The sequence below is a fragment of the Streptomyces sp. NBC_01233 genome (genome assembly GCF_035989305.1).
In the GTDB taxonomy this organism is placed as follows: Bacteria; Actinomycetota; Actinomycetes; order Streptomycetales; family Streptomycetaceae; genus Streptomyces.
This window is the reverse complement of sequence record NZ_CP108514.1, coordinates 3355288-3379205: the sequence shown is the minus strand read 5'-3', so window position 1 is coordinate 3379205 and position 23918 is coordinate 3355288. Positions and strand designations below refer to the sequence as shown.

Below are 23918 nucleotides of genomic sequence, written 5' to 3'. Positions count from 1 at the left end.
CGGCGCCGGAGCGCCGCACCACCCTGGAGGAGCGGGCCGTACGGGTCAGGCGATCGAGAAGGTCACGACCGTCTGGTAGGTGTCGGCGAACATGAAGGGCGGGAGCTGGATCATCCCGGCGCCGCCGACGGCGAACTCACCTCCGGTCAGCTCGTCCCCGCCGGCGGCCTGGGAGGCCACCTTCATCGGGACGTCGGAGATCGCGCCGGGCGTGCCCGCGGTGCAGGTGCTCGGGCTGTCCGGGTTGGTCACGGTGCAGGACGGCTGGATGCCGATCTGCGCCTTCGCCATCGAGTGGCCGGTGGCCTGGTTCAGGAACGGCGTACGCGTCGCCGTCACGTCCCAGCCGAGCGAGCCGCCGCGGAAGTCCTGGACGGTCGCGGCGTTGAAGACGCCGACCACCGACTGGGCCTTGCCGTTGATGGTGACCGAGCCGAAGCTGACGGCCGGCTGGCCGTCCTTCGGGCCGAGGGCCAGCGGTCCGGGGAGGACCTCGACGTCGACCGGGTTCTTGACGCCGGCCTGCTCCTCCACGAACACGAAGGGCTTGGAGGTGGTCGCACCGTTGATCTTGATCGCGTCGGCCTTCTTGGTGACCGTGAGGGTGCACGTGGCCACACCGGCGGCGTCCGCCGTGCCGTTGCCGTTGTCACCGGTCGGCGCGCCCCCGAGCAGGGCGGAGCAGGTCACGGGGCCGGGCGGCATGTTGGCGCCGCTGACGACGACCTCCTGGCCCGCCGGGCCGCTGTTGGGCGTCAGCTTCGTCGTGATCGGGTCCTTGGGCAGGGCCTCGACCACGACCGAGCCGAGCGAGGCGCTCGGGCGGGGCGCCGGGGTACAGGTGGTGGTGAAGACCGAACCGGAGAGGTCCGCGTCGGTCACCGCCAGGTCGAGGGCGACGTTGACCGTGGTGCCCTCGGTGCCGTCCGGGATCCTGATCGTTCCGGAGAACGCCTTGGGGTCGAGCGGCTGCCCGGCCACGACGCTGACGGTCTCGGGAGGGCTGGTGACCACCTGGGTGGTCGTCCCGACCTTGAGGGTGATCTTGGACGTGTTCACCGTGGTGACGGAGAACCCGGGGATCAGCGGGCTCGCGCCCGGGTCGATCGTGATCGGGACGACGTCGCCGGCCTTGGCGCCGTCGGGCAGGGTGACCGTCCAGTTCTGGTTGCCCGAGCCGTCGGGCTGCGGCGCCGGGGCGTCGCAGTTCTCGAAGACGGCGGTGGTCTTCGTCGCGGCCTGCGCGGAGCCTGCCAGGCCCACCACGCCGCCCGTCAGGGCCAGAGACAGGGCTCCCGCCCCGGCCAGCACTCTTCGTCGATGCGTTCTCGTACTCACTGGGTCGCGACTCCTTCGTCATGACGAACCCCTCCCCCCACCCGCTGTGTGGGGGAGGCCGAGCCGGTGCGGTGGCCGATATTGACGCGTCACGGTGATGAGAAGTCAATGACTTGCTTTCGCCCGAAGCACACAGAAATTGATGGGCCATCAGGGAGAGTCTGATGGCCCATCGGATACCGACTGGTCGGGGTGCCGGGGTGCCGGGGTGCCGGGGTGCGCGGGGTCTAGCGGTCGGTGGGGAGGTGGAGCAGCAGGTTGGGGGTGCCGGCCGGGAGCGCGGTGATCCGGTCGGGCACGGCGCTGTGCAGCAGCGCCTCGGTCACCTGCGCCGGGGTGCGTGCGCTGCCGCGCGCCAGGACGAGCGCGGCGACCCCCGCCACGTGCGGGGCGGCCATCGAGGTGCCGGAGGCGCGGGCGGTGGCGGTGGCGGAGTCCTTCCAGGCCGAGGTGACGCCCACGCCGGGGGCCGAGAGGTCCACACAGGGGCCGTGGCTGGAGAACGGCGCGCGCCGGTCGCCGGCGTCGGTCGCGCCGACCGTGATGGCCTGCGGGACCGAGGCGGGCGATCCCCCGCAGGCGTCCTTGCCGTCGTTGCCCGCGGCCACGGTGAAGGTGATCCCGGAGGCCACGGCCCGGATCACCGCCGCGTCGAGGGCGTAGCTGGGGGTGCCGCCCATGCTCATGTTGGCCACCGCCGGGGTCCCCGGGGCCTTCGCTGCGTCCTTCACCACCCAGTCGAGGCCCTTGAGGATGGACGACAGGCTCCCGGAACCGCGGCAGTCGGCCACCTTCACCCCGACGAGCGAGACCCCCTTCGCGACCCCGTACGTCTCTCCGCCCACGGTCGCCGCGACGTGCGTGCCGTGGCCGTTGCAGTCGCGGGAGCTCCCGAGGAACACCGCGTTGTAGCCGAACCGGGCACGGCCGCCGAACTCCTCGTGGAGGGTGTTGATCCCGGTGTCGACGATGTAGACGGTGACGCCCTCGGCCCTGGTGGAGTACGTGTACGAGCCGTCGAGCGGGAGCTCGCGCTGGTCGATGCGGTCCAGCGGCCAGGGTGCGTGCGCCTGGGCCTGGGGCTGCGTGCCGGCGGGGGCGGTGTCGCCGGCGCTCGTGTGGAACTCCGCGTCCGGCTCCACGGAGGCCACCCGGGGGTCGGCGGCCAGGGCGGCGGCCCGCGCGGCGCTGGTGCGGACGGCGAAGCCGTCGAGGACGGCATCGTAGACCGGCCCGACCTCGTCACCGGAGTCCGCTGCCTCGGCGGCCAGGGCGCGGGTCGGGGCGCGCGAGCTGGTGTCCTTGAGGACGACGACGTAGGGGGCGACGGCGGCTTCGGCGGAGGAACGGGCCGCGGAGGACGGGTGCGGCGGCAGGGCGGCGGCCGTGGTGGCCGCCGCGAGGAGTGCGACGGCGGCGGGCAGGAGCGGGACGAATGCGGTCATGCGGCCGATGCTCGGCGAGCGGCGGCGCGGGCGCGCGGAGGGTGCGCCGAGTGGGCGCACGACACGCCGCCGTGCGGGCTACGGGGTGAGGGGCCAGCCGCGCATCGAGAAGACGCCCTCGTCGCGGGCGCCGGCGGCGTCGTAGGTGGCCAGGGCGGCCTCGTTGTCGGTGTCGACCCCCACCCACATGCCGTAACAGCCGCGGGCCTTCGCCTCGTCGGCGAGGGCCAGCGTCAGGGCGCGGCCGATCCCGCGGCGACGGTACCCCTCGTCCACGGACAGTTCGTACAGGCACATCTCGGTGCCCTTGTCGGGGTGGCTCATCTCGATGCCGGAGACCATCCCGGCGGGCACTGCGTCGACGTAGGCGATGAGCATCACGTGCCCCGGGGCGGCGAGGAAGCGCTCGGACCACTCCTCGCGGGCGGGCCCGTCGAAGAGGGATTCGGCGGCGGCGAGCTCGGCGGGGGTGAGGGCCCGGCGGATGTCCATGCCGGCCACGATAATGCGCGCATGACGGATGGTGAGCCGAAGTCCGCCGCGGCGTGGCGGACCGCCAAAAACTCCCGACCGGACGAGCGCGGGGCGGGTTACGGTCACGGCACGGGCCTGATCGTCCGTCGAACGACTGAGGGGGAACTCGTGAGAAGTGCCGTCGTCACCGCGGAGGACGACCGGATCCGCTGGGTCGAGCTGCCGGGGGAGGAGCCGGCCCGGGTGTACGTGCACGGGCTCGGCTCCACCTCGCCGGCCTACTTCGCGGCGAGCGCCACGCATCCGCTCCTGGCGGGGCGGCGCTCCCTGCTGGTCGATCTGCTGGGCCACGGGCACAGCGACCGGCCCGAGGGGTTCGGTTACACCCTGGAGGCGCACGCCGACGCCCTGGCGGCCGCCCTCGGCGCGGCCGGGGTGGCGGGCGCCGAGCTGATCGCCCACAGCATGGGCGGAGCCGTGGCGATCGTGCTCGCCGACCGCCATCCCCACCTGGTCTCCCGGCTGGTGCTCGTCGACGCCAACCTGGATCCCGTTCCGTCCGGTCCCGCGGCGCCCGGGAGCAGCGGGATCGCCGCCTACACGGAGGAGGAGTTCCTGGCAGGCGGCTGGGCCGAGGTGCGTGACCGGGTCGGCGCGCACTGGTGGTCCACGATGCGCCTCGCCGGCCGGACGGCCCTCCACCGCTCGGCCGTCCACCTCGCGGCGGGCACCACGCCCACCATGCGTGAGCTGCTGCTGGAGTTGAAGGTTCCGCGCACCTACCTGCTGCCGGAGGCGGACGGACCGCTTCCCGGCGCCGAGGTCCTGGAGGCGGCCGGCGTCGCCGTGGTGTCCGTCCCCGACTGCGGGCACAACATCATGCTGGACAACCCCGACGGCTTCGCCCGCGCCACCGCGACGGCGCTGGCCTGAGGCCGGGCCGTCCCTTTCCGGGCTCGCGAAGACCGCCCGGACACGGCCGCTAGTTCCCGCCGCCCGGGGACGGGGTGCCGTCGGTCCAGGCGTAGACGCGCTTGCCGCGCACGGCGACCTGGTACTGGTGGGCGTCCCGGCACTCGGACCGCACCCCGGCCCGGAGGCTGCCCGGCCACCACCGGGCGTGCAGGTCCGGGGCGCCCAGCTGCTTCGGTGTGCCCGCGCTGCACTGCGGGCCGCCGAGCGGCGTCGCGCCGAGGGTGAACCGGATCATCCGGGCCTCGCCGTCGGTGCGCATCCGTATACGGACGTCGGTGGCGTCCCGGGGTATCCAGGACGGCAGCGCGAACCCGGACTGCGCGCGCGGGGGCGCATCGGCGGCGGTCGCGAAACGCCGGCCCTTCTCCTTGAACACCTGCTGGTCGATCCTGTCGGTCACGGGGTTGGGCGGCAGGTTGGGCAGGGCGAAGGCCGCGGTGGCGAGGACTCCCACCGTGGCGGCGGCGACGACGAGCGGGCGGCGGTTCATGCCGTCCAGTCTCGGCCGGGAGGTGCCCCGCGCGCGTCCCTCCGCAGGACGAACCGCGCGTGGGCCGGAAGTCTTATCCGGTCTCATACCTGGGAGTGGCACCGGTTCGGGTCCGACCGCCGCGCAGTAACCGGGCGGCGTCCGCGGGAGTTGGCCGGAGGTGATCCGTCCGCCCCGGCCCCGAGGACCTTCCATGCGCCGTCGCCGCCTCGTCCCCGCTCTCGCCGCCACCGCCGCCACCGCGGTGCTCGCCCTCGCGCCGGCCGCCTGGGCCGCACCGGAGGCCCCGGCCGACAAACCGCTCGTGCTCAGCCGCTGGACACAGCCCAGCGCCGCCAGCTACCAGGTGTGGGCCGACGCGCGCGAGCACCGGGGCGCGTGGGCCGCGTACGGCTTCGACTGGTCGACCGACCACTGCACCTCCTCCCCGGACAACCCCTTCGGCTTCCCCTTCGCCACGGCCTGCGACCGGCACGACTTCGGCTACCGCAACCACCGGGCGGCAGGGCTGTTTCCGGCCGCCAAGGCCCGGCTGGACGAGGCGTTCCTCGCGGACATGAAGCGGGTCTGCGCGCAGTACCCGGGCAGCCGCAAGAGCTCCTGCGAGGGCACCGCGTGGACGTACTACCAGGCGGTCAGGCTCCTCGGGATCCCGTAGGGATGCCGCAGGCGGCCCGCGTCTGCGACCAGTGCGCCTTCTTCCCGGCCGAGCAGGGCACCCCCGGCCAGATCGTCGAACACGGCCCCACCCCTGCCATGTTCTCCGCCCCCTCCGACCCTCGCACGGCGGACTGCGTCGAGGGCCGCTTCGGCTGACGCGGCCCGGGCGGGCGCCTGTCACCGCACCAGGTGCCGGACGAACCAGTCCCGGGCCAGGGCGGCCACCTCGTCCAGGGCTCCCGGCTCCTCGAAGAGGTGGGTGGCCCCCGGGACGATCTCCAGCCGGTTCTCGCAGCGCAGTTCGCGCTGGGCCCCGCGGTTGAGGTCGAGCACCGTCGCGTCCCGGCCGCCCACCACGAGGAGCGTGGGCGCCCGTACGGCGGCGAGCCGCGGGCCGGCGAGGTCGGGGCGGCCGCCGCGGGAGACCACGGCGCCGATTGCGGCGTTCGCACCGGCGTCCGGGGCGTCCGCCGCGGCCCACAGCGCCGCCGCGGCTCCGGTGCTCGCCCCGAAGTAGCCGACCGGGAGGGGCACGTGGAGCCGCAGCCAGCGGGTGGCCTCCGTGAGCCGGCCGGCCAGGGGCTCGATGTCGAAGACGTTGGCCCGGTCGGCCTCCTCGGCGGGTGTGAGGAGGTCGAAGAGCAGGGTGCCGAGCCCCGCCCGGTTCAGCTCCGCCGCCACCGCGCGGTTGCGCGGGCTGCGCCGGCTGCTGCCCGAGCCGTGGGCGAACACCACGACCGCCCCGGCGCCCTCCGGCAGGGTGAGGTCCCCGGCCAGGGTGAGGCCGCCGGCGTCCACCTCGACCGCGGCGGCCCGGGCGGCCGGGCCGGATGCCTGGCCCTGGCCGGGACCGGCCGCCGCCCGCGTCAGCAGGGCGACGACCTCCTCGTCGGGGGTCTGGGAGAAGTCCGCGTACCACTCGCCGACGGCGCGGAAGGCGCGCGGTGTGGAGAGGCACACCACTTCGTCGGCCTCGGTGCGCAGCCGGGCGACCGCGTCCGGCGGCGCCACCGGAACGGCCAGTACCACCCGGGCCGCGCCCTGCGCCCGTACGACCTCGCAGGCGGCCGCGGCCGTGGCCCCGGTGGCGATCCCGTCGTCGACCACGATCACCGTGCGGCCGGCGAGGGCCACCCGCGGCCGGTCGCCGCGGAACCTGCGCGCCTGCCGGGCCAGCTCGGCCTCCTCGGCGTGCTCGACCGCGGCGAGGTCCTGCGGCCGGACCCGGCTGCTGCGGACGATGTCCTCGCTGATGACGCGCACGCCGCCCTCGCCGATGGCGCCGAAGCCCAGCTCCCGGTGGTAGGGGACGCCGAGCTTGCGGACCACGATCACATCGAGCGGGGCACCGAGTGCCCGCGCCACCTGGAAGGCCACCGGGACTCCGCCGCGGGGCAGGCCCAGGACGACGGGATCCTCCCCCTGCAGGTGACGGAGCGCCTCGGCGAGACGCTCTCCCGCGTCCGTGCGATGGGTGAACAGCATGGGGGTTCACCCCCAAACAAGGGGAGACGGAAACCACGCACACGCCTACTTCGACGCAACCCCATCCACGGCCCGCCCGCAAGTCGGTGCCGGGTGTGAACGGCGTCGACGTACCCCTGACCTGCAGGAACGAACCTCATCGGGGAGTCGGGCCGGCGCGTGCCACGGTCATCGTGGACGCAGCCGGCCCCTGCTCGGCCGGCCCACGCTCAGGCAGCCCCCGCTCCGTAGCGGCGCAGCGCCAGCACGGCGTTGTGGCCGCCGAAGCCGAAGGAGTTGCTCAGGACCAGGTCCCCCGCGGAGGGCAGTGCTCTCGGCACCGGCCGCACCACGTCCAGGCCGATCGCGTCGTCGAGGTCGTCGCAGCCGAGGGTGGGCGGGATGAGGCGGTGGTGCAGGGTCAGCACTGCCGCGATGGCCTCCACTCCGCCCGCCGCACCCTGGAGGTGCCCGAGGTTGCCCTTGACCGAGGTGACGGGGACGGGCGGATACGCCCCCGAGCCCTCGAGCACGCCGCGCAGGGCCGTCGCCTCCGCCAGGTCTCCTTCCACGGTGGCCGTGGCGTGTGCGTTGACGTGGACCACGTCCACCGGGTGGGCCTCGGCGTCGGTGAGGGCGCGGCGCAGCGCCAGGGCAACCCCCTTGCCCGAAGGGTCCGGGCTGGCGATGTGGTGCGCGTCGGCCGAGAGCCCCCAGCCCGCGGCCTCGGCGTAGATGCGGGCGCCGCGCGCCAGCGCGTGCTCCTCCGCCTCCAGGACGAGCAGGCCGGCCCCCTCGCCGTGCACGAAACCGTCCCGGTCCTTGGCGAACGGGCGTGAGGCGTAACCCGGTTCGTCGTTCCGCGTCGACAGGGCCCGCATCGCGGAGAACGAGGCCATCACCGCAGGGGTGATCACGGCCTCCGTGCCGCCCGCCAGCGCCACGTCCACATGGCCGTACCGGATGCGGTCGATGACCTGCCCGATCGCCTCCGTCCCCGAGGCGCACGCACTCACCACCGTCCGGGCCTCGCCGGTGATGGCCAGGCAGATGGCGATCTGCGCGGCCGCCTGGGACGGGATGGCCATCGGCGCGGTGAGCGGGGGCACGGCGCGCGCGCCACGCTCGCGCAGTCTCCGGTCGCCGTCCACGAGGACGGGCGCGCCCCCGATGATGGTCCCGATCGACACCCCGACCCGCTCGGGATCGAGGCCGCTGGCCGCGGTGCCGGCCGGGTCGAAGCCGGCGTCCTGCCAAGCCTCCCGGGCGGCGAGCACCGCGAACTGGGAGGCCCGGTTCATCCGGCGGGCCCGGGCCGGCGGGATCCATTGCGTGGGGTCGGCCGTCACGGTGGCGGCGATGCGCACCGGGAGGTCGGCGAATTCCGGTCCCTCCAGGGCCCGTACACCGCTGCGCCCCTGCATCAGCCCCTGCCACATGTCGGCCGCGCCCACGCCGAGCGGGCTGACCGCGCCGAGCCCGGTGACGACCACGCGGCGCGGTGAGCGGGGCTGCGGAGCGTTCGTCGGACGCGGCGTGAAGCGGACCACTGTGCTGTCCTCGTCGGCGCTGCCCCGCAACTCGGCGTCGGACAGGGGCCGGCCCCCCTGCCGGTCCAGTCCCTCGTGCCACACACCCCAGCGGCGGGTGTACGCCCGCTCGACGATCCGGGAGCCGGAGGCGCACAGCACCGTGGCCAGGTCGCCGTCCCGGAAGCTTTCGGGCAGTTCCTGCCGGCAGGTCTGCGACTCCGGGGTCTCGTCGGCGCGAGGAACCGGGCGGACAAGGGACGGGGCTGGTGTAGCCGACAGGCTCATGACTGCGATGGCTTTCTCTGGATGCAGGGAACAGTGACGCCTAGACAAACACTTTAATTACTGCACGAAAAGGAATATCAGTTAAGGCCGTATAAAATCTCCATGCCGAGCCGGAGGGCGACCCGAGGGCTGTTCGGGTTATGTGTACGATGAAGATTGCTTGCATTCATGCAAGAGGGCGCGAATTTTCGCAATGTTCAGCATGTAGGCGGTTATTGGATTTATGTCCGATTTGCAGACTTCGTCGACAGGGCTCCCGGGCCTTCTCCGTGTGTGGCGGAGCGAGGCGGGTGCCAAGCTGCGGCGCGACAGGGCTCTGCCGCAGACCGAGATCGCCCAGCGGATGGGCGTCAGTGAGCGCTGGTACCGCAGCCTGGAGAGCGGAGCGGCCGTCTCGCTCACTCCGGAAGTGCTCGGACGGCTGGCCGAGGCCCTGGTGCTCGGCCCGGACGAACGCATGGTGCTGTACAGCCAGGCCCTCGGAGGGACGTCCTTCGGGGTGTCGGGCGGCCCTGATCCGGTGGACCCCGTGTCCACGCTCGTGCAGGTTGTCGAGGCGCAGACGTCCATGCCCGCCTACCTGACCGACCGCGCCTGGAACATCCTCGGCCACAACCGGCTGATGGCCGAGTGGTTCCCGTGGGTCACCGAGCCCGGCGCCAACCTGATCCGCTGGGCGCTCACCATGCCCGAGGCGCGCGAGCAGTTCGTCGACTGGCGTGCGCAGGTCGAGATCTACCTCGCATTGCTGCGTTTCGCCCTGGTCGGCAATCCTGATGATGCGGAATTGGTCACGCTGGCCGAAGAATGCCTGCGCATTCCCGAGGTGCGGGAGATCTGGGACGGGCGGACGCGTGTCGTGGCGTATCGCCACGGCCACCTTTTCCGGCTCTCGCTCCCCCATGTCTCCGCCGAGGAACTGGTCGTCACGTCCCAGGTGCTCGTGCCGCCGTACAGTCAGGGTCTGCGCTGCGTGATGGTCGTCCCCCGCAGTGCGGCCGACGTGCCGCATCCCTCCGTCGACTCATAACTCCGCCCCCCTGTAAGCGCATACCGGCCCCGGGCCCTCTTCGGAGGGTCTGGGGCCTCACTTTGTCACGGGGCCATACCCCTGTACAGCGGCAAATATTTGCCGCACTCTCCTCGGTCGACGATGTCGGTGGTAGTCCGTAAGGACCGGCAGAAAATTGCCGGTGATTTCATCGGGGCGGCAATTTATTGCCGCTTGACTGAATCTCGACCCGCTGTCAATGTTTCTGTCGTGCGAGAGCGGCGTAAGCCCCGAAGGGTCTTGGATTCTTCGCATACGCCGGGCAGTGCAGCTGCTCCCGCCTCCAAGCATTCGGGGTAGTCGCCTGTCGTTCCCTCGTTTTCATCCCTTTTCCTTTGATGCTGCGCGATGGAATTCTGATCGGGTATTCCGTCGCCGAGCCTTGGTCGCGCAACTCTGCAGCGCATTCGGAGAAGGGGCGGGCGGCCTCATATCAGAAGGCAAACACGTGATCATTCATGACGTCGTCGGCATCGGCTTCGGCCCTGCCAATCTGGCTCTGGCCATCGCACTGGAGGAGCAGGGGACGGGCCTCAGCGCCCGCTTCCTGGAAGCGCGGACGGAGCCGGCGTGGCAGCCGGGCATGCTGCTGGACGGGTCCGACATCCAGAACCACCCCTCGCGCGACCTGGTCTCCCTGCGCAACCCGCGCAGCCGCTACTCGTTCCTCAACTACCTGCACGAGAACGGCCGGCTGCTGGAGCACCTCAACCTGCCGATCGAGTTCCCGCTCCGCAAGGAGTACGCCCGCTACATCACGTGGGTGGCCCGCCAGTTCGGCCACGTCGTCGACTACGGCTGCCGGGCCGAAGAGGTCCGTGTGGTGGAGCAGGACGGCGAGTCGCTGTACGCCGTGACCGCGCAGACCGGTGAGACGTACCTGGGCCGGTCCCTGGTGGTGGCTCCCGGCCGCACCCCGTACGTCCCGGCCCCGTTCGACACCGCCGGCAGCCGGCGCATCTTCCACCTCACCGACTACCTGTTCAGGCTGCAGGAGTTCACGTCCGACCGCGCGCCCCGGTCCGTGGCCGTGATCGGCGGCAGCCAGAGCGCTGCCGAGCTGACCCTGGACCTGGCCCGCCGGTTCCCCGACGCCCGCGTCCGCAACCTGGTGCGGTCCTTCAGCCTGCGTCTGAAGGACACCAGCCCGTTCAGCGAGGAGGGCTACTTCCCCGCTTTCACGGAGTACTACCACCAGGTCCCGCCCGAGGCGCGGCGCCGGCTGGATGCCTACATGCACGCCACCAACTACTCCTCGGTGGACGGCGACGTCCTCAAGGAGCTGTACCTGCTCATGTACGAGCAGCGGCTGGACGGCGAGCAGAAGGTGTTCGTCGACGGCAACATCCAGGCCGTGGCCGCCGCCGAGCAGGACGGCAAGGCCGTCCTGGAGCTGCGCGAGCTCAACACGGGCGCCGTGGAGACGGACTCCTTCGACCTCGTCGTCGTCGCGACCGGTTTCCGCGACCTCGGCCCGGGCGAGCACCAGGAGCTCTACCCGCGAGTCCTCAAGGACGTGGCGGACCGCTTCCTGACCGAGGAGTCCGGGGCCCTGCGCGTGAGCGCGGACTACGCCCTGGAGGCCGCGGAGGCGTACGCCGGCACTCCGCCGCTCTTCCTGAACGGCTTGTGCGAGTCCTCCCACGGCATCGGGGACGCGGGCTCCTTCAGCCTGCTCTCGCTGCGCGCCCAGACGCTGCTGGACGCCATCCACAAGCGCACTCTCGTCCCGGCCGGCGCCTGACCCGTCCGCCGCCACCCCTCCTTGACGAAAGACACCAGACAGATGCCTTCGCTGACCCAGCCCCGGATCTCCACCGAGATCCCCGGCCCCCGCAGCACCGAGCTGCTCAAACGCCAGGCGGACAGGGAGTCCAACGCCCGCAGCTATCCGCGCCGGCTGCCGTTCGCGGTAGCCCGGGCCGAGGGCAGCCTGATCGAGGACGTGGACGGCAACGTCTTCCTGGACTGCCTCGCCGGCGCGGGCGTGCTCTCCCTGGGACACGGCCACCCGGACCTGGTCGCCGTTGCCGAGAAGCAGCTGAAGACCTTCGTGCACGGTCTGGACCTGCCCACCGAGACCAAGGACGACTTCACGCAGCAGCAGCTCGGCATGCTGCCCGAGTCGATGCAGCGCACCACCCGCATCCAGTTCTGCGGGCCCACGGGTGCCAACGCGGTCGACGCCGCCATCAAGCTCTGCAAGACGTACACCGGCCGCGGGGACATCATCTCCTTCCAGGGGGGCTTCCACGGCAGTACCCATGCGGCCATGGCACTGACCGGCCTCGTCGAGCAGAAGAGCCCGATCGCCAACGGAATGCCGGGAGTCCACTTCTTCCCGTACTCCTCGTGCCACGACTGCCCGCTCGGGATACGGCCCGACGTCTGTGAGACCAACTGCGCCACCTACCTGGAGAAGTCGCTGGAGGACCCCAACGGCGGCATCGCCAAGCCGGCCGCGGTCATCCTCGAACTGGTGCAGGGCGAGGGCGGCGTCATCCCCGCGCAGTTCGACTTCGTCCGCCGTGTCCGCGAGGTCACGCGCGAACTCGACATCCCGCTCATCGTCGACGAGGTGCAGACCGGCTGCGGTCGCACCGGGACGTGGTTCGCCTTCGAGCAGTACGGCATCGAACCCGATGTCATCGTCGCTTCCAAGGCGCTGAGCGGCATGGGACTGCCGGCCGCCGTGATCATGTACCACGAGCGGCTGGACACCTGGGCCCCCGGCGCGCACTCCGGCACCTTCCGCGGCAACCAGCTCGCCTTCGCCACTGGCGCCGAGGCCGTCCGCGTGGTGCGCCGGGACGGGATCCTGCAGAACGTACGGGACCGCGGCGATCAGCTGATGGCCCGCCTGAACTCGCTGCGCGAGCGCTGCTCCTGGGTGAGCGACGTCCGTGGCCGCGGGCTGATGCTGGGCATCGAGCTGACCGACCCCGAGACCGGTGCCCGCGGATCCGCCCTGGCCAAGCAGGTGCAGTCCGAAGCACTGGCGCAGGGGCTGATCCTCGAACTCGGCGGCCGCGACGACTGCGTCGTCCGGCTGCTGCCGCCGCTCGTCCTCACCGAAGCGGAGGCCGACTTCGCGGCCGATGTCCTCGACCGCGTCCTCGACCGGCTGACCCCGCCCCGCGCCTGACGGCCGGGCGGGCCTCGGCCCGCGGGCCGCATCGGGCCCACCCCCTGGGCCGCCGACCGGTCGCCTTCGGCGGCCGGGCCCGGTGCGGCCCCCTCGAACCGGTGCGGGGGCCGGACGTCTCGGAGCCAACCGGCTTCCGGCCCCCGCACGCTTTCCGCGCGCCCGCACGCTTTCCGCGCGCCCGCACGCTTTCCGCGCGCCCGCACGCTTTCCGCGCGCCCGCACGCTTTCCGCGCGCCCGCAGCTTCCCCGCGCCCCACGCCTTTCCCGTGCCCGCGCGCTTCCGCGCCCCCGGCCCTCGTGCCACCGCCGCGCGGCCCGCGGCCACCCGTACCACCCGACCCGGAGCCCAGACGATGCCCCTCATCCTGCCCACACCCGTCGACGCCAAGGCCGAGCTGGCCAAGGAGAACATCCCGGTCCTGGACGAGGTCCCGGACGGCGCGGACTTCCTCGACGTCGCGGTCCTCAACATCATGCCGAACAAGCCGGTGACCGAGACCCAGCTGCTCAGGCTGCTGTCGGTCTCCCCGCTGCCGGTGCGCACGACGTGGCTGCGGCCCGCGGCGCACGTGTCCAAGAGCACCCCGCAGGCCTACCTGGACGAGCACTACCAGGTGCACGCCGAGGTCGCCGACCGCCGCTTCGACGCGCTCATCGTGACCGGGGCGCCGGTCGAGGAGCTGGACTTCGAAGAGGTCACGTACTGGGACGAGCTGCGCGAGATCATGGACTGGGCGCGCACCCACGTCACCTCCACGATGTACATCTGCTGGGGCGCGCAGGCCGCCCTCTACCACCACTACGGAATCTCCAAGCACCACCTGGGTTCCAAGATGTTCGGGAACTTCGCGACACGCGCAGTGGAGGAGAACGCGCCGCTGCTGGCGGGCTTCGACGAGGAATTCCACGTACCGCATTCCCGCTACACGGGCACCCTGCTGGCCGACCTCCAGGCCGAACCCGAGATCGAAGTGCTGGCGCAGGCGCAGGAGACCGGCTTCTACGTCGCCGGGCGGCGCGACGGCCGGGAGTTCTACGTCTCCGGGCACCCCGAGTACGACCGGAACACCCTGCGCGAGCAGTACGAGCGCGACACCGCCAAGGGCCTTCCCATGCACGTCCCGCCGGGCTACTACCCCGGCGACGACCCGGCCCGGACCCCGGTCCGCAACTGGCACGCCCACGGGCGGCTGCTCTACGCGAACTGGCTCGGCCACTACGTACACGGCCGGCGCGCGGCCGGCGCCCGCTGACGGCCGTCCCGGCTCACGAGGCAGACCGGCCGCCGCCCCGGCAGGCCCGGCACCACATCCCCCGTACCAACCACCCGTCGAGGAATGGACACCATGAGCACCCCGCTTGCGCATGAAGACGGAATTCTGCTCGTCATCGGCATCGGCAGCCAGAAGGACCGCGACAGCCGGCCCTATCGCGAGTACTTGCTCTCGGCGGCCGCGCGGCGTTTCACCCTGTGGCTCTTCGATTCGGACGAGCCCACCTGGCAGAAGGAATACGTCGTCGGCGCGACGGCCCTGAACTGCTACGACCCCGATGCCGTGGTCCAGGCGGCCAAGGCGCTGGCCGAGGAGCACCGGATCATCGGCATGTTCTGTCCCGACGAGGGCACCCTGCTCTCGGCCGCGCACGTCACCGAGGCACTGGGCGTGCCGGGCATGTCGGTCGACACCGTCCTCGGCTGCCGGGACAAGAAGCTCAGCCGCGCCCGCCTGACCCAGGCCGGCGTCCGCCAGCCGCAATTCGCGACCGTCCGGTCCGCGGAGGAGGCCCTCGAGGCCGCGGAGCGGCTGGAGTACCCGGTGGTGCTCAAGCCGCGGACCCTCGGTTCCAGCCTGGGCGTGGTCAAGGTCTCCGGGCCCGGCGAGATGGCCGACGCCTTCGCCGTGACCACGGCGGCCGTCTACCCGGGTGTGCACGTGCCGGACGACTACATCATCGAGCAGTACCTCGACGGCCCCGAGGTCAGCATCGACGGCGCCGTCTTCGAAGGCGAGTACACACCGATGTTCGTTGGCCGCAAGCAGCTGGGCGGTGAGCCCTACTTCGTGGAGACCGGCCACTACGTCTCCGGCAACGACCCGCTGCTGGCGGACGCCGGGATCATCGGAATGCTCCAGGAGGCGCACGCGGCCCTGGGCATCACCCACGGCACCACCCACACCGAGGTCAAGCTGACCTCGCGCGGCCCGGTCATCGTGGAGGTGAACGGGCGCCTCGGCGGCGACCTGATCCCCTACCTGGGCAAGCTCGCGACCGGCATCGACCCCGGCCTGGTCGCCGTGGACGTCGTCACCGGACGCCACCCCGTCATCGAACCGACCCACTCCAAGACCCTGGGCATCCGCTTCCTGGGCCCGTCCGAGGACCTGCGCGTCAAGGAGATCACCTTCGGCGACCCCGGTGCCTCGGACGGCATCCTGCAGATGACGGCCGCCGTCCCGCCGGGCGCCGAACTGCACACCCCGCCCGGGGACTTCGTGGCACGCTACGCGTTCGTCGTCGCCGAGGGGCAGGACGAGGCGGAGTGCGGCGAGCGGCTCGACAGGGCCGAGAGCCTCGTCCGGCTCGACTACGAGCCCCTGGGGCAGCAGCCGTGACGGTCCCCGATACCCGCCGGGAGACCGATACCCGCCGGGAGACCGAGGCCCCGGCGCCGGACGGCGCGGAGCCCGCCGGCCGGTACGCCCGGCTGGCACTGCCCCGCCCCATCGCCGTGGTCTCACTCGGTGTGTTCCTCAACCGGGTCGGCGGCTTCTTCTCGATCTTCCTCACCCTGGTGCTCGCCGACCGGGGCTACGGACCCCGCGAGATCACACTGGGCCTGGCCCTCGTCGCCGTCTCCGGCATGGCGGGCGCCGGGGTCTCGGGCTGGATCTCCGACCGTCTGGGCCGACGCCGCACCCTGCTGCTGGCCACGGGCCTGACGGCGGCCTTCTCCCTCGCCCTGGTGGAGATCTCCGGCTACTGGGGCACCCTGGTCCTCGCCTGCCTGATGGGCGCCGCAGTACAGGCGTACGGGCCGGTGGCCCAAGCCGTCGTGGGCGAGGCGGCGCCGGCCGACCGCCGTGTGACGCTCTTCGCGGTCTACCGCATGGCCCTGAACGTCGGCGCCGCCATCGGGCCTCTGATCGGCGGCTTCTGGGCAGCGAGCAACATGGGGTCGCTGCTCGTGGGCAACGCCGCGGTCTCCGCGGCCGCCATGCTGCTGCTCCTGTTCGGCCTGCCGAAGGACGCGCCGCGCACCTTCGCCTCTCCGGCGCGGGCGCAAGCCGGGGGAGACCCGGCACCGGATGCGCCGGAAGCGCAGGCCGGCGTGTTCCGCGACGCCCGGTTCGTCGGCGTGAGCGTGCTGCTGGGGGTCATCGCCCTGGTCTACGCGCAGCAGACCGGCCCCCTGCCCCTGGCCATGAAGGACAGCGGGTTCAGCACCAGTGCGTTCGGGGCCCTGCTCACCGTGAACGCCGTCGTGGTGATCCTCTGCGAGGTCCCCCTCTCGCTCGCGGTCGGGAAGCTGCCGAGGCGGATCCCGATCACGCTCGGCGCCGTCTGCGTGTTCCTGGGCTTCTTCGTCAACGCACTGGGGATCACCTGGCCGTTCCTCGTCTGCGGGGTCCTGCTGTGGACGGTGGGGGAAATGCTGATCTCACCGGTCGCGGCCGCCACGGCGGCCGACGCCGCTCCGCCGGGGGCCGGCGCCCGCTACCAGTCGTTCCTGGGGTTCTGCCAGTCGACCGGCATGTCGCTGGGCCCCGCGTTCGGCGTCCTTCTGTACGGCCTGGGGCCGCTGTGGCCGTGGTTCGTGAGCGGGGCCGTCGGCTGTGTCGCGGCGCCCCTGGTGTTCCGCCTGCTGAGTGGGGGTGAGGTACGGCGATGAGCCTTGTCGTGCAGAAGTACGGAGGCTCCTCCGTAGCCGATGCCGAGGGCATCAAGCGTGTCGCCAAGCGGATCGTGGATGCCAAGAAGAACGGCCACCAGGTGGTCGTCGTGGTTTCCGCGATGGGCGACACGACGGACGAGCTGATCGATCTCGCCGAGCAGGTGTCGCCGATGCCTGCCGGGCGTGAGTTCGACATGCTGCTGACCGCCGGAGAGCGGATCGCCATGGCCCTGCTGGCCATGGCGATCAAAAACCTGGGCCACGAGGCCCAGTCGTTCACCGGCAGCCAGGCAGGTGTGATCACCGACTCGGTCCACAACAAAGCGCGCATCATCGATGTCACGCCGGGCCGTATCCGCACCGCGCTGGACGAGGGCAACATCGCGATCGTCGCCGGCTTCCAGGGCGTGTCCGCGGACTCCAAGGACATCACCACCCTCGGCCGGGGCGGCTCGGACACCACGGCCGTCGCGCTCGCGGCGGCGCTGGACGCCGAGGTCTGCGAGATCTACACCGACGTCGACGGCGTCTTCACCGCGGACCCCCGTGTCGTGAAGAAGGCGAAGAAGATCGACTGGATCTCCTCCGAGGACATGCTGGAGCTCGCCGCTTCCGGTTCCAAGGTGCTGCTGCACCGCTGTGTCGAGTACGCACGCCGATACAACATCCCGATCCACGTCCGGTCGTCCTTCTCGGGACTGCCGGGCACCTGGGTCAGCAACGAGAAGCCCGAGCCGCAGGGGGATCAGCAGGTGGAGCACGCCATCATCGCCGGAGTCGCCCACGACGTCTCGACCGCCCAGGTGACGATCCGTGGTGTCCACGACAAACCGCAGGTCACCGCGAGGCTCTTCCGGGCCCTCGCGGACGCCCAGCTCAACGTCGACATGGTGGACGTCAAGGCCTCGCCGGTCTGGCCCGACCAGGCGGACATCTCCTTCCTGATACCGCGCAGCGAGGTGCACCAGGCGCTGCGGGCGGTGGAGGGCGTGCGGCCGGGCATCGGCTACTCCTGGCTGGGCTACAACACCGAGATCGCCAAGCTCTCGCTGGTCGGAATGGGCGTGCGCACCACCCCGGGCATCGCCGCCACCTTCGTCGAGGCGCTGTCCGCCGAGGGGGTCGACGTCCACCTCGTGGCGTCGTCCGGAATCAACATCGAGGCTGTCGTCCCGGAGCACCAGGTCGACACCGCCGTCCGTGCCGTGCACACCTTCTTCGGGCTCGACCGGAGCGCCGGTGAGGCAAAGGTGTACGCGGGGACCGGCCGTTAGAAAGGGCGCCATCCGTGCAGACTCGAGAAGCAGTCACCGGTCTGGAGACCGACCGGAATCTGCTGGACGAAATTCTCACGCCGTACCTGCCGCACTGCCGCTATCTGTGGAAGGCGTCGGTGTCGCTCTCGCCGGAGAACGGTCTCCCGTTGGCCCGCTGCGCATTCACGATCCCCGAGTCGTGCTACATCGCCGACACCGGACATTTCAACTCGGTTGAATTCAACATCTGCTACAACCAGATGGCCTACTACCTCCTGGCGAAGACGGTCAAGGAGGGGCTGGCCGCGCCCTTCGACCGCTGGGACATGGACGACTTCCGGGAGCGGCAGCTGTCGAGCATCCTGATCTCGGATTTCCAGAGCACGTTCCGCCGTCCGGTGAACGGGCGGCACTTCTCCGGAGAGATCTCCCTGACCGGCGTGAGGGAGCGTACCGGCGCCGGCGGCCGCAGGCCGCTGATCTTCGTCGAGAGCGCCTGCAGCTACTGGGACGACGCGGAGGGCCGCGCCGACGGCCGGGTCCGCTTCGCCGTCGTCGATCCGCCGCTGAAGTGAGAACCAGTCCCCTTCCGTACCGAACGACAAGGAGTACAGCAGTGGAGATCCGCCCGCAGGACGGAAAGAAACTGGGCGTGGTGGTGTCGGGATTCGACGCGAAAACCTCCTCCGACGAGGACGTCGAACTCGTCAAGAAGTCCGTCTACTCGGACAAGATAGTGGTCCTCAAGAACCAGCACATGGGACCGCAGGAGTTCCTGGAACTCGGCCGGAGGTTCGGGGAGCCAGAAACCTACTACCAGCCGATGTACCACCACCCCGAGGTGCCGGAGATCTTCGTCTCCTCGAACGTGGTGGAGAACGGCAAGCGGGTGGGTGTTCCGCAGACGGGCAAGTTCTGGCATTCGGACTACTCGTTCATGCCCCTGCCCTTCGCCCTGACGTTCATCTACCCGCAGGTCGTGCCCAAGAAGAACCGTGGCACCTACTTCATCGACATGGGGAAGGCCTACGAAAAGCTGCCCGAGGACCTCAAGTCCGCCATGGCCGGGACCCGCGCCCGGCACAGCGTCCGGCGCTACTTCAAGATCCGTCCCAGCGATGTCTACCGGCCCCTCGCCGAGGTGATCGCGGAGATGGAGGAGGAGACCCCGGACGTGTTCCACCCCACCGTGGTCACCCACCCGGTGACCGGCGAGGAGATTCTCTACATCAGCGCCGCGGTGGTACAGGATCTGATCGACGCGGACGACCGGCCGCTCGAAGACGGGCTCCTGCAGCAGTTGCTGGCGCAGACCGGGCAGTTCGACACGACCTTCGAGCACGAGAACATCCACCTCCAGACCTTCGAGGAGGGTGACCTGCTGATCTGGGACAACCGCAGCCTGATCCACCGGGCTCTGCACACCGCGCAGCCGGAGCCCGCGGTGTCCTTCCGGGTGACCGTCCAGGACGGTCGTCGCTGGTGACCCGTCGGGCGGACACGGGTTGGACGGCGGTCGCCCGCAGGTTTTACCCAGCGGTCGACCAACCGGCCTGCCGGCGGCGGTAGCGTCCAGGCATCCATCCGTCACCGTCCCCCCGTCCGGGGGGACTTCAGGAGGCATGCCATGAGTCTGGTCAACCTGTTCGACGCGGCATCCAGGATGCCTGCCGCCTGGAGCTCCGAGGTGCTCGGGCAGATCGGTACCGCCTCCGTGAAGCTGCTGCGCATGGACGGCACGCCGGTGGTGGAGGAGTCGCACGGCGCGGCCGAGATCCTCATCGTGCTCGACGGCCGGCTCGAACTGGTCGTCCAGGGCGCCGCGGTGGCCGTCGGACCCGGGGAGATGTGCCGGATCCCGGCCGGGGCGCACCACGAGGTGCGCCCCGGCAGCCGCGGGACCCTCCTGATCGTGGAGGTCCCGGAGGATTGACCGACCGGGCCACCCCGCCGACGGACAGAAAAAAGCCCTCCGCGGGGGAGGGCTTGAGGGTGGGACGTGGAGAGTGCCCCCGGCAGGACTCGAACCTGCGGCCAAGTGCTTAGAAGGCACCTGCTCTATCCACTGAGCTACGGGGGCCGGAAGGTGGCCGTGGTGGGCCTGGAGCCCCTGGTGGGGGTGGGGCTGCGGTCCGTGCCGGGTCAAGGATAGGGCTCCGGTCGCCTTGTCCCGGTTGCTTCACTCGCGGGCCACGATGTGGAGGTTCGGTGAAGCGGTCCCGATAATCGCAGGCAGGTGCGATTCTCGCATCGCTTTTGCGCCGCGGCGCCCCTGGTGTTGTGCACTCGTTATGCCTGCGCCCCACTCGTCCGTCGTGCCCAGAATGTCCCACTGGAGTCGCGGTCGGCGCGCAGAGGACGTATAAGCTTCAAAAATGGTCCTAAATTGGGCATTCTTCACATGTGGTGACCTTGGATGTTCGGCCTCAGCTGCTCGATGCCCTGTCCGCCCTGCGCGACCGGGTCGCGTCCGTGCGTCTGCCGCTGCCCCTGCCCGGCGCCCCGCGCGCCCGCCAGACCAGAGCCGAGCTGCTCGCGCAGCTCGACGACTACCTCGTACCCCGGCTGAAGGCGCCCGAGGCGCCGATGCTCGCCGTCGTCGGCGGGTCCACCGGGGCCGGTAAGTCCACTCTCGTCAACTCCCTCGTCGGACGGCAGGTCAGCGAAGCCGGAGTGCTGCGCCCGACCACGCGCACACCGGTGCTCGTCTGCCATCCGGATGACCATCACTGGTTCGCCGGAATGCGCGTGCTGCCCGATCTGATGCGCGTCTGGGTGCCCCACGAGGAGGAGGAGCCCCCCTCGGCCAGGTCCCGGGCCCGGCCCCGCGGCCGCGCCCACGGAGACACCCACGCCACCCGCGAGATGCGCATCGAGACCGTCTCCAGCCTGCCGCGCGGACTGGCCATCCTCGACGCACCCGACATCGACTCCCTCGTGGTCGAGAACCGGACGCTCGCCGCCGAACTCATCTGCGCCGCCGACGTCTGGGTGATGGTCACCACCGCCTCGCGGTACGCCGACGCCGTCCCCTGGCACCTGCTGCGCACCGCCAAGCAGTACAAGGCCACCCTCATCACCGTCCTCGACCGGGTCCCGCACCAGGTGCTGGCCGAGGTCTCGCGGCAGTACGGGGCCCTGCTCACCAAGGCCGGGCTGGGCGACGTACCGCGCTTCACCGTCCCGGAACTGCCCGAATCGGCCGGCGGGGGCGGGCTGCTGCCGGCCAGTGCCGTCGCCCCGCTGTTCGCCTGGCTCGCCCACCACGCCCAGGACCCGGCCGCCCGGCAGTACGCCGTCGGGCGGACCGCGCTCGGCGCGCTGGACTCCCTGCGCCGCCGGATGCCGGAACTCGCCTCCGCCGTCGCCGCCCAGCACGCCGCCGCCGTACGGCTGACCTCGGCCGTCGAAGACGCGTACCGGCGCGAGGGCAAGCGGGTCCGCAACCGCCTCGACCACGGCGCCGTACTGGCCGGCGACGCGCTGACCCGGTGGCGCGGCTACCCGCTGGACACGAGCGCCGACGAACTGCTCGACTCCCTCGCCGAGTCCCTCGCCGCACTGCTCCAGTGCGCCGTCGCCGCCGCCGACGAGCGGATCGCCGAGGCCTGGCGGCGCGAGCCCGCGGCCGGCGCGGTATCGCTGCCCGCGCCCGACAGGGAAGCGGGGGAACGCATCGGCATGGCCGTACGGCGCTGGCGGCGCGTGCTGGAGGAACTCGCCGAGGAGGAGGTGGCCCGGCTCGACAAGCAGCCCGCACCCGACCCCGACGGAGTCGCGGCCCTGCTCGTCGCCGCCCTCCTCGGGGGCAAACGCGCCCGGCCCGCGGGCGAGAAGCTCGCCGAACGCATCGGCGCACAGGCCGCCCTGCGACTGCGCGACCGGGGCGGCGAACTGGTCGGCGACCACCTCGACCAGGTGCTGCGCGCCGAGCGCGACCGCCGGCTCGCCCCGCTCGAAGCGCTCGAAGTGACCCCGGAACCACAGGCCGAGCTCATTGCCGCGCTGTCCGTACTGCAGAAGGAGAGGTGACGCGGTGACCGCCCTGACCGACCGGACCGACGACCGCTGGGACGACGGACTCATCGCTCGCTCGCGGCCCCGGGCCGCCGGTGGGTTCGAGGACGACGGGACCGACGAGGACGACGAGGGCGACGTCGGCGACGAGGCGCTCGTACGGGCCGTCTCCGGCGCGGGCAGCGACGGCGGCAAGTCGCACGCACCCCCGCTCAGCCCCGAGGCGCAGGCCCTGCGCCTGCGGCTCGACGCGCTGCGCCAGCTCGTCGGGCTGTCCCGGACCAGGCTCGACGGGAAGACCCTCGCCGAGGCCGGGCGGGTCCTCGACGAGGCGGCGGCGCGCCGCGGACTCTCCCCGCAGCACACGGTCGTCGCGATCGCCGGAGCCACCGGAAGCGGCAAGTCCACACTTTTCAATTCACTCGCCGGAGTGCAGATCTCCGAGACGGGGCTGCGCCGCCCGACCACCGCGGCGCCCATCGCGTGCAGCTGGTCGGACGGGGCCGCCGGACTGCTGGACCGCCTGGAGATCCCGGGGCGGCTGCGCCGCCGGCCCCGCGAGACCTCGGAGGCGGAAGCCCTGCGCGGGATGGTCCTCGTCGACCTGCCCGACCTGGACTCGGCGGTCGGCGCGCACCGGGACCACGTGGACCGCGTCCTGGCCCTGGTCGACGCCGTGGTGTGGGTGGTGGACCCGGAGAAGTACGCGGACGCGGTCCTGCACGAGCGGTACCTGCGGCCGCTGGCCGGGCACGCGGAGGTGACCTTCGTCGTGCTGAACCAGGTGGACCGGCTGCCCGGCGAAGCCGCCGACCTCGTACTGGACGACCTGCGCCGGCTCCTCGACGACGACGGCATCGCGCTCGGCGAGCACGGCGAGCCCGGCGCCACGGTCCTAGGGCTGTCGGCGCTGACCGGGGAGGGCGTCGGGGAACTGCGCGAACTCCTCGGACAGTTCACCCAGGAGAAGGGCGCCGCCACCCGGCGGATCTCCGCCGACGTCGACTGCGCCGCCGGACGCCTGCGGCCGCTCTACGTCGCCGACGGACACGCGGGGCCGGAGATCGGCGAGGCGGCGCGCGCCGAGTTCGAGGACCGCCTGGCCGAGGCGGTCGGGGCGTACGCGGCCGGGCTCGCCGCCGAGCGCGCCTGGCGGCGCAATGCCGGCAAGGCGTGCGGGACGCCCTGGCTGCGGCTGTGGCGGTGGTACGAGAGCCGGCGCGCGCCGCGCTCCCTGGCGGGTCTGGCCGCGCTGGCGGCGATCGGCGGCCGGGGCACGACGGTCGCGCAGGCGCCGGTCGAGGAGGAGGTGACCGCCCGCCAGCGGGTGGAGCAGGCCGTACGGGCGGTCGGCGACGAGGCGGTGGCCGGCCTGCCCGAGCCGTGGGCGCAGGCGGTCCGGGAGACCGCGGTGCGCGGCGCCGACCGGCTCCCGGAGGCGCTGGACGAGATCGCGGTGACGCTGGGGGCGGCGGTCGCGGTGCCCAGCGCCAAACCGCCGCGGCCCACGTGGTGGCCGGCGGCCGTGCTGGCGCAGGCGGCCATGACGCTCGTGCAGATTTACGGCGGGCTGTGGCTGGTCGGGCAGATCGTCGGGGTCCTGGAGCCCAGGTTGCTGCCGCCGGTGCTGATGATGGTGGCGGGCATCATCGGCGGGCCCCTCGTGGAATGGGCCTGCTCGATCGCGGCCCGGGGCCCGGCGCGCCGCTACGGGCAGGACGCGGAGCGCAGGCTGCGGCAGGCGGCGGCCGGGTGCGGGCGGGCCCGTGTGCTGGAACCGGTCGCGGCCGAGCTGCTGCGCTACCGGGAGGTGCGGGAGCAGTACGCCACGGTGGCCGCAGGGGGGAGCAGGTTGTCCACAACCCGGCAGTAATCCACAGGCCGGAGC

At 71.8% G+C, this 23918-nt stretch carries 21 protein-coding genes and 1 tRNA gene; 15 read left to right on the top strand and 7 right to left on the bottom strand.

Going from position 1 to position 23918, the window contains the following annotated elements; all coding sequences use genetic code 11:
• Window positions 1-45 precede the first annotated feature (45 nt).
• The 3 genes from OG332_RS15820 to OG332_RS15810 all read right to left on the bottom strand — a co-directional run bounded on the left by OG332_RS15820 (window position 46) and on the right by OG332_RS15810 (window position 3275).
• On the bottom strand, window positions 46-1338 hold the full coding sequence (locus OG332_RS15820) for a hypothetical protein (protein WP_327414088.1): 1293 nt from the start codon (window positions 1336-1338) through the stop codon (window positions 46-48).
• Between the two features lie 227 nt (window positions 1339-1565).
• The gene (locus OG332_RS15815; RefSeq protein ID WP_327414087.1) at window positions 1566-2783 is read right to left on the bottom strand and encodes a S8 family peptidase; all 1218 of its coding nucleotides are present in this window, start codon (window positions 2781-2783) and stop codon (window positions 1566-1568) included.
• A 78-nt stretch (window positions 2784-2861) separates the two neighbouring features.
• Window positions 2862-3275 (bottom strand): GNAT family N-acetyltransferase, encoded by a 414-nt coding sequence (locus OG332_RS15810; RefSeq protein WP_327414086.1) that lies wholly within the window; start codon window positions 3273-3275, stop codon window positions 2862-2864.
• A 150-nt stretch (window positions 3276-3425) separates the two neighbouring features.
• Here OG332_RS15810 and OG332_RS15805 point away from each other — a divergent pair, with 150 nt between their 5' ends.
• Window positions 3426-4190 carry an alpha/beta fold hydrolase gene (locus OG332_RS15805; RefSeq protein WP_327414085.1) on the top strand — a complete coding sequence of 255 codons (765 nt, stop codon included), beginning with the start codon at window positions 3426-3428 and terminating at the stop codon, window positions 4188-4190.
• A gap of 49 nt (window positions 4191-4239) precedes the next feature.
• Here the strand turns inward: OG332_RS15805 and OG332_RS15800 are convergent, their stop codons facing one another.
• Complete coding sequence (locus OG332_RS15800) at window positions 4240-4722, bottom strand: hypothetical protein (protein WP_327414084.1); 483 nt, start codon at window positions 4720-4722, stop codon at window positions 4240-4242.
• A 193-nt stretch (window positions 4723-4915) separates the two neighbouring features.
• Here OG332_RS15800 and OG332_RS15795 point away from each other — a divergent pair, with 193 nt between their 5' ends.
• Both OG332_RS15795 and OG332_RS15790 read left to right on the top strand, forming a co-directional pair.
• A complete protein-coding gene (locus OG332_RS15795) occupies window positions 4916-5380 on the top strand; it encodes a phospholipase (RefSeq protein ID WP_327414083.1) in 465 nt (154 codons plus the stop codon).
• A 2-nt stretch (window positions 5381-5382) separates the two neighbouring features.
• Window positions 5383-5538 (top strand): hypothetical protein, encoded by a 156-nt coding sequence (locus OG332_RS15790; protein WP_327414082.1) that lies wholly within the window; start codon window positions 5383-5385, stop codon window positions 5536-5538.
• Between the two features lie 21 nt (window positions 5539-5559).
• Here OG332_RS15790 and OG332_RS15785 read toward each other — a convergent pair whose 3' ends face one another.
• Complete coding sequence (locus OG332_RS15785) at window positions 5560-6867, bottom strand: phosphoribosyltransferase (protein ID WP_327414081.1); 1308 nt, start codon at window positions 6865-6867, stop codon at window positions 5560-5562.
• 209 nt (window positions 6868-7076) lie between these two features.
• On the bottom strand, window positions 7077-8663 hold the full coding sequence (locus OG332_RS15780; protein ID WP_327414080.1) for a beta-ketoacyl-[acyl-carrier-protein] synthase family protein: 1587 nt from the start codon (window positions 8661-8663) through the stop codon (window positions 7077-7079).
• 271 nt (window positions 8664-8934) lie between these two features.
• On the opposite strand from OG332_RS15780, the gene OG332_RS15775 reads away from it, so the two are divergent.
• The 10 genes from OG332_RS15775 to OG332_RS15730 all read left to right on the top strand — a co-directional run bounded on the left by OG332_RS15775 (window position 8935) and on the right by OG332_RS15730 (window position 19946).
• Window positions 8935-9693 carry a helix-turn-helix domain-containing protein gene (locus tag OG332_RS15775; RefSeq protein ID WP_327414079.1) on the top strand — a complete coding sequence of 253 codons (759 nt, stop codon included), beginning with the start codon at window positions 8935-8937 and terminating at the stop codon, window positions 9691-9693.
• Between the two features lie 469 nt (window positions 9694-10162).
• A complete protein-coding gene (locus OG332_RS15770) occupies window positions 10163-11458 on the top strand; it encodes a lysine N(6)-hydroxylase/L-ornithine N(5)-oxygenase family protein (protein WP_327414078.1) in 1296 nt (431 codons plus the stop codon).
• A 42-nt stretch (window positions 11459-11500) separates the two neighbouring features.
• Window positions 11501-12859 (top strand): aspartate aminotransferase family protein, encoded by a 1359-nt coding sequence (locus tag OG332_RS15765; protein ID WP_327414077.1) that lies wholly within the window; start codon window positions 11501-11503, stop codon window positions 12857-12859.
• Between the two features lie 356 nt (window positions 12860-13215).
• Window positions 13216-14115, top strand: coding sequence for a homoserine O-succinyltransferase (locus tag OG332_RS15760; RefSeq protein WP_327414076.1), 900 nt, complete (start codon window positions 13216-13218; stop codon window positions 14113-14115).
• A gap of 93 nt (window positions 14116-14208) precedes the next feature.
• Entirely contained in the window at window positions 14209-15477 is a 1269-nt protein-coding gene (locus OG332_RS15755) for an ATP-grasp domain-containing protein (RefSeq protein ID WP_327414075.1), read from the top strand.
• Complete coding sequence (locus OG332_RS15750; RefSeq protein ID WP_327414074.1) at window positions 15474-16754, top strand: MFS transporter; 1281 nt, start codon at window positions 15474-15476, stop codon at window positions 16752-16754. Before OG332_RS15755 ends, OG332_RS15750 begins: the two co-directional genes overlap by 4 nt.
• Window positions 16751-18031 (top strand): aspartate kinase, encoded by a 1281-nt coding sequence (locus OG332_RS15745; RefSeq protein ID WP_327414073.1) that lies wholly within the window; start codon window positions 16751-16753, stop codon window positions 18029-18031. Before OG332_RS15750 ends, OG332_RS15745 begins: the two co-directional genes overlap by 4 nt.
• Window positions 18032-18045: 14 nt before the next feature.
• On the top strand, window positions 18046-18588 hold the full coding sequence (locus OG332_RS15740) for an FcoT family thioesterase (RefSeq protein ID WP_327414072.1): 543 nt from the start codon (window positions 18046-18048) through the stop codon (window positions 18586-18588).
• A gap of 41 nt (window positions 18589-18629) precedes the next feature.
• Entirely contained in the window at window positions 18630-19499 is an 870-nt protein-coding gene (gene scoE / locus OG332_RS15735; protein ID WP_327414071.1) for a (3R)-3-[(carboxymethyl)amino]fatty acid oxygenase/decarboxylase, read from the top strand.
• 141 nt (window positions 19500-19640) lie between these two features.
• Window positions 19641-19946, top strand: a complete 306-nt coding sequence (locus tag OG332_RS15730) for a cupin domain-containing protein (RefSeq protein WP_327414070.1) — start codon at window positions 19641-19643, stop codon at window positions 19944-19946.
• Window positions 19947-20020: 74 nt separating this feature from the next.
• Here the strand turns inward: OG332_RS15730 and OG332_RS15725 are convergent.
• Window positions 20021-20093, bottom strand: a tRNA-Arg gene (locus OG332_RS15725).
• Between the two features lie 332 nt (window positions 20094-20425).
• On the opposite strand from OG332_RS15725, the gene OG332_RS15720 reads away from it, so the two are divergent.
• Both OG332_RS15720 and OG332_RS15715 read left to right on the top strand, forming a co-directional pair.
• Complete coding sequence (locus OG332_RS15720) at window positions 20426-22045, top strand: dynamin family protein (RefSeq protein WP_327414069.1); 1620 nt, start codon at window positions 20426-20428, stop codon at window positions 22043-22045.
• 4 nt (window positions 22046-22049) lie between these two features.
• Complete coding sequence (locus OG332_RS15715) at window positions 22050-23903, top strand: GTPase (RefSeq protein ID WP_327414068.1); 1854 nt, start codon at window positions 22050-22052, stop codon at window positions 23901-23903.
• Window positions 23904-23918 lie beyond the last annotated feature (15 nt).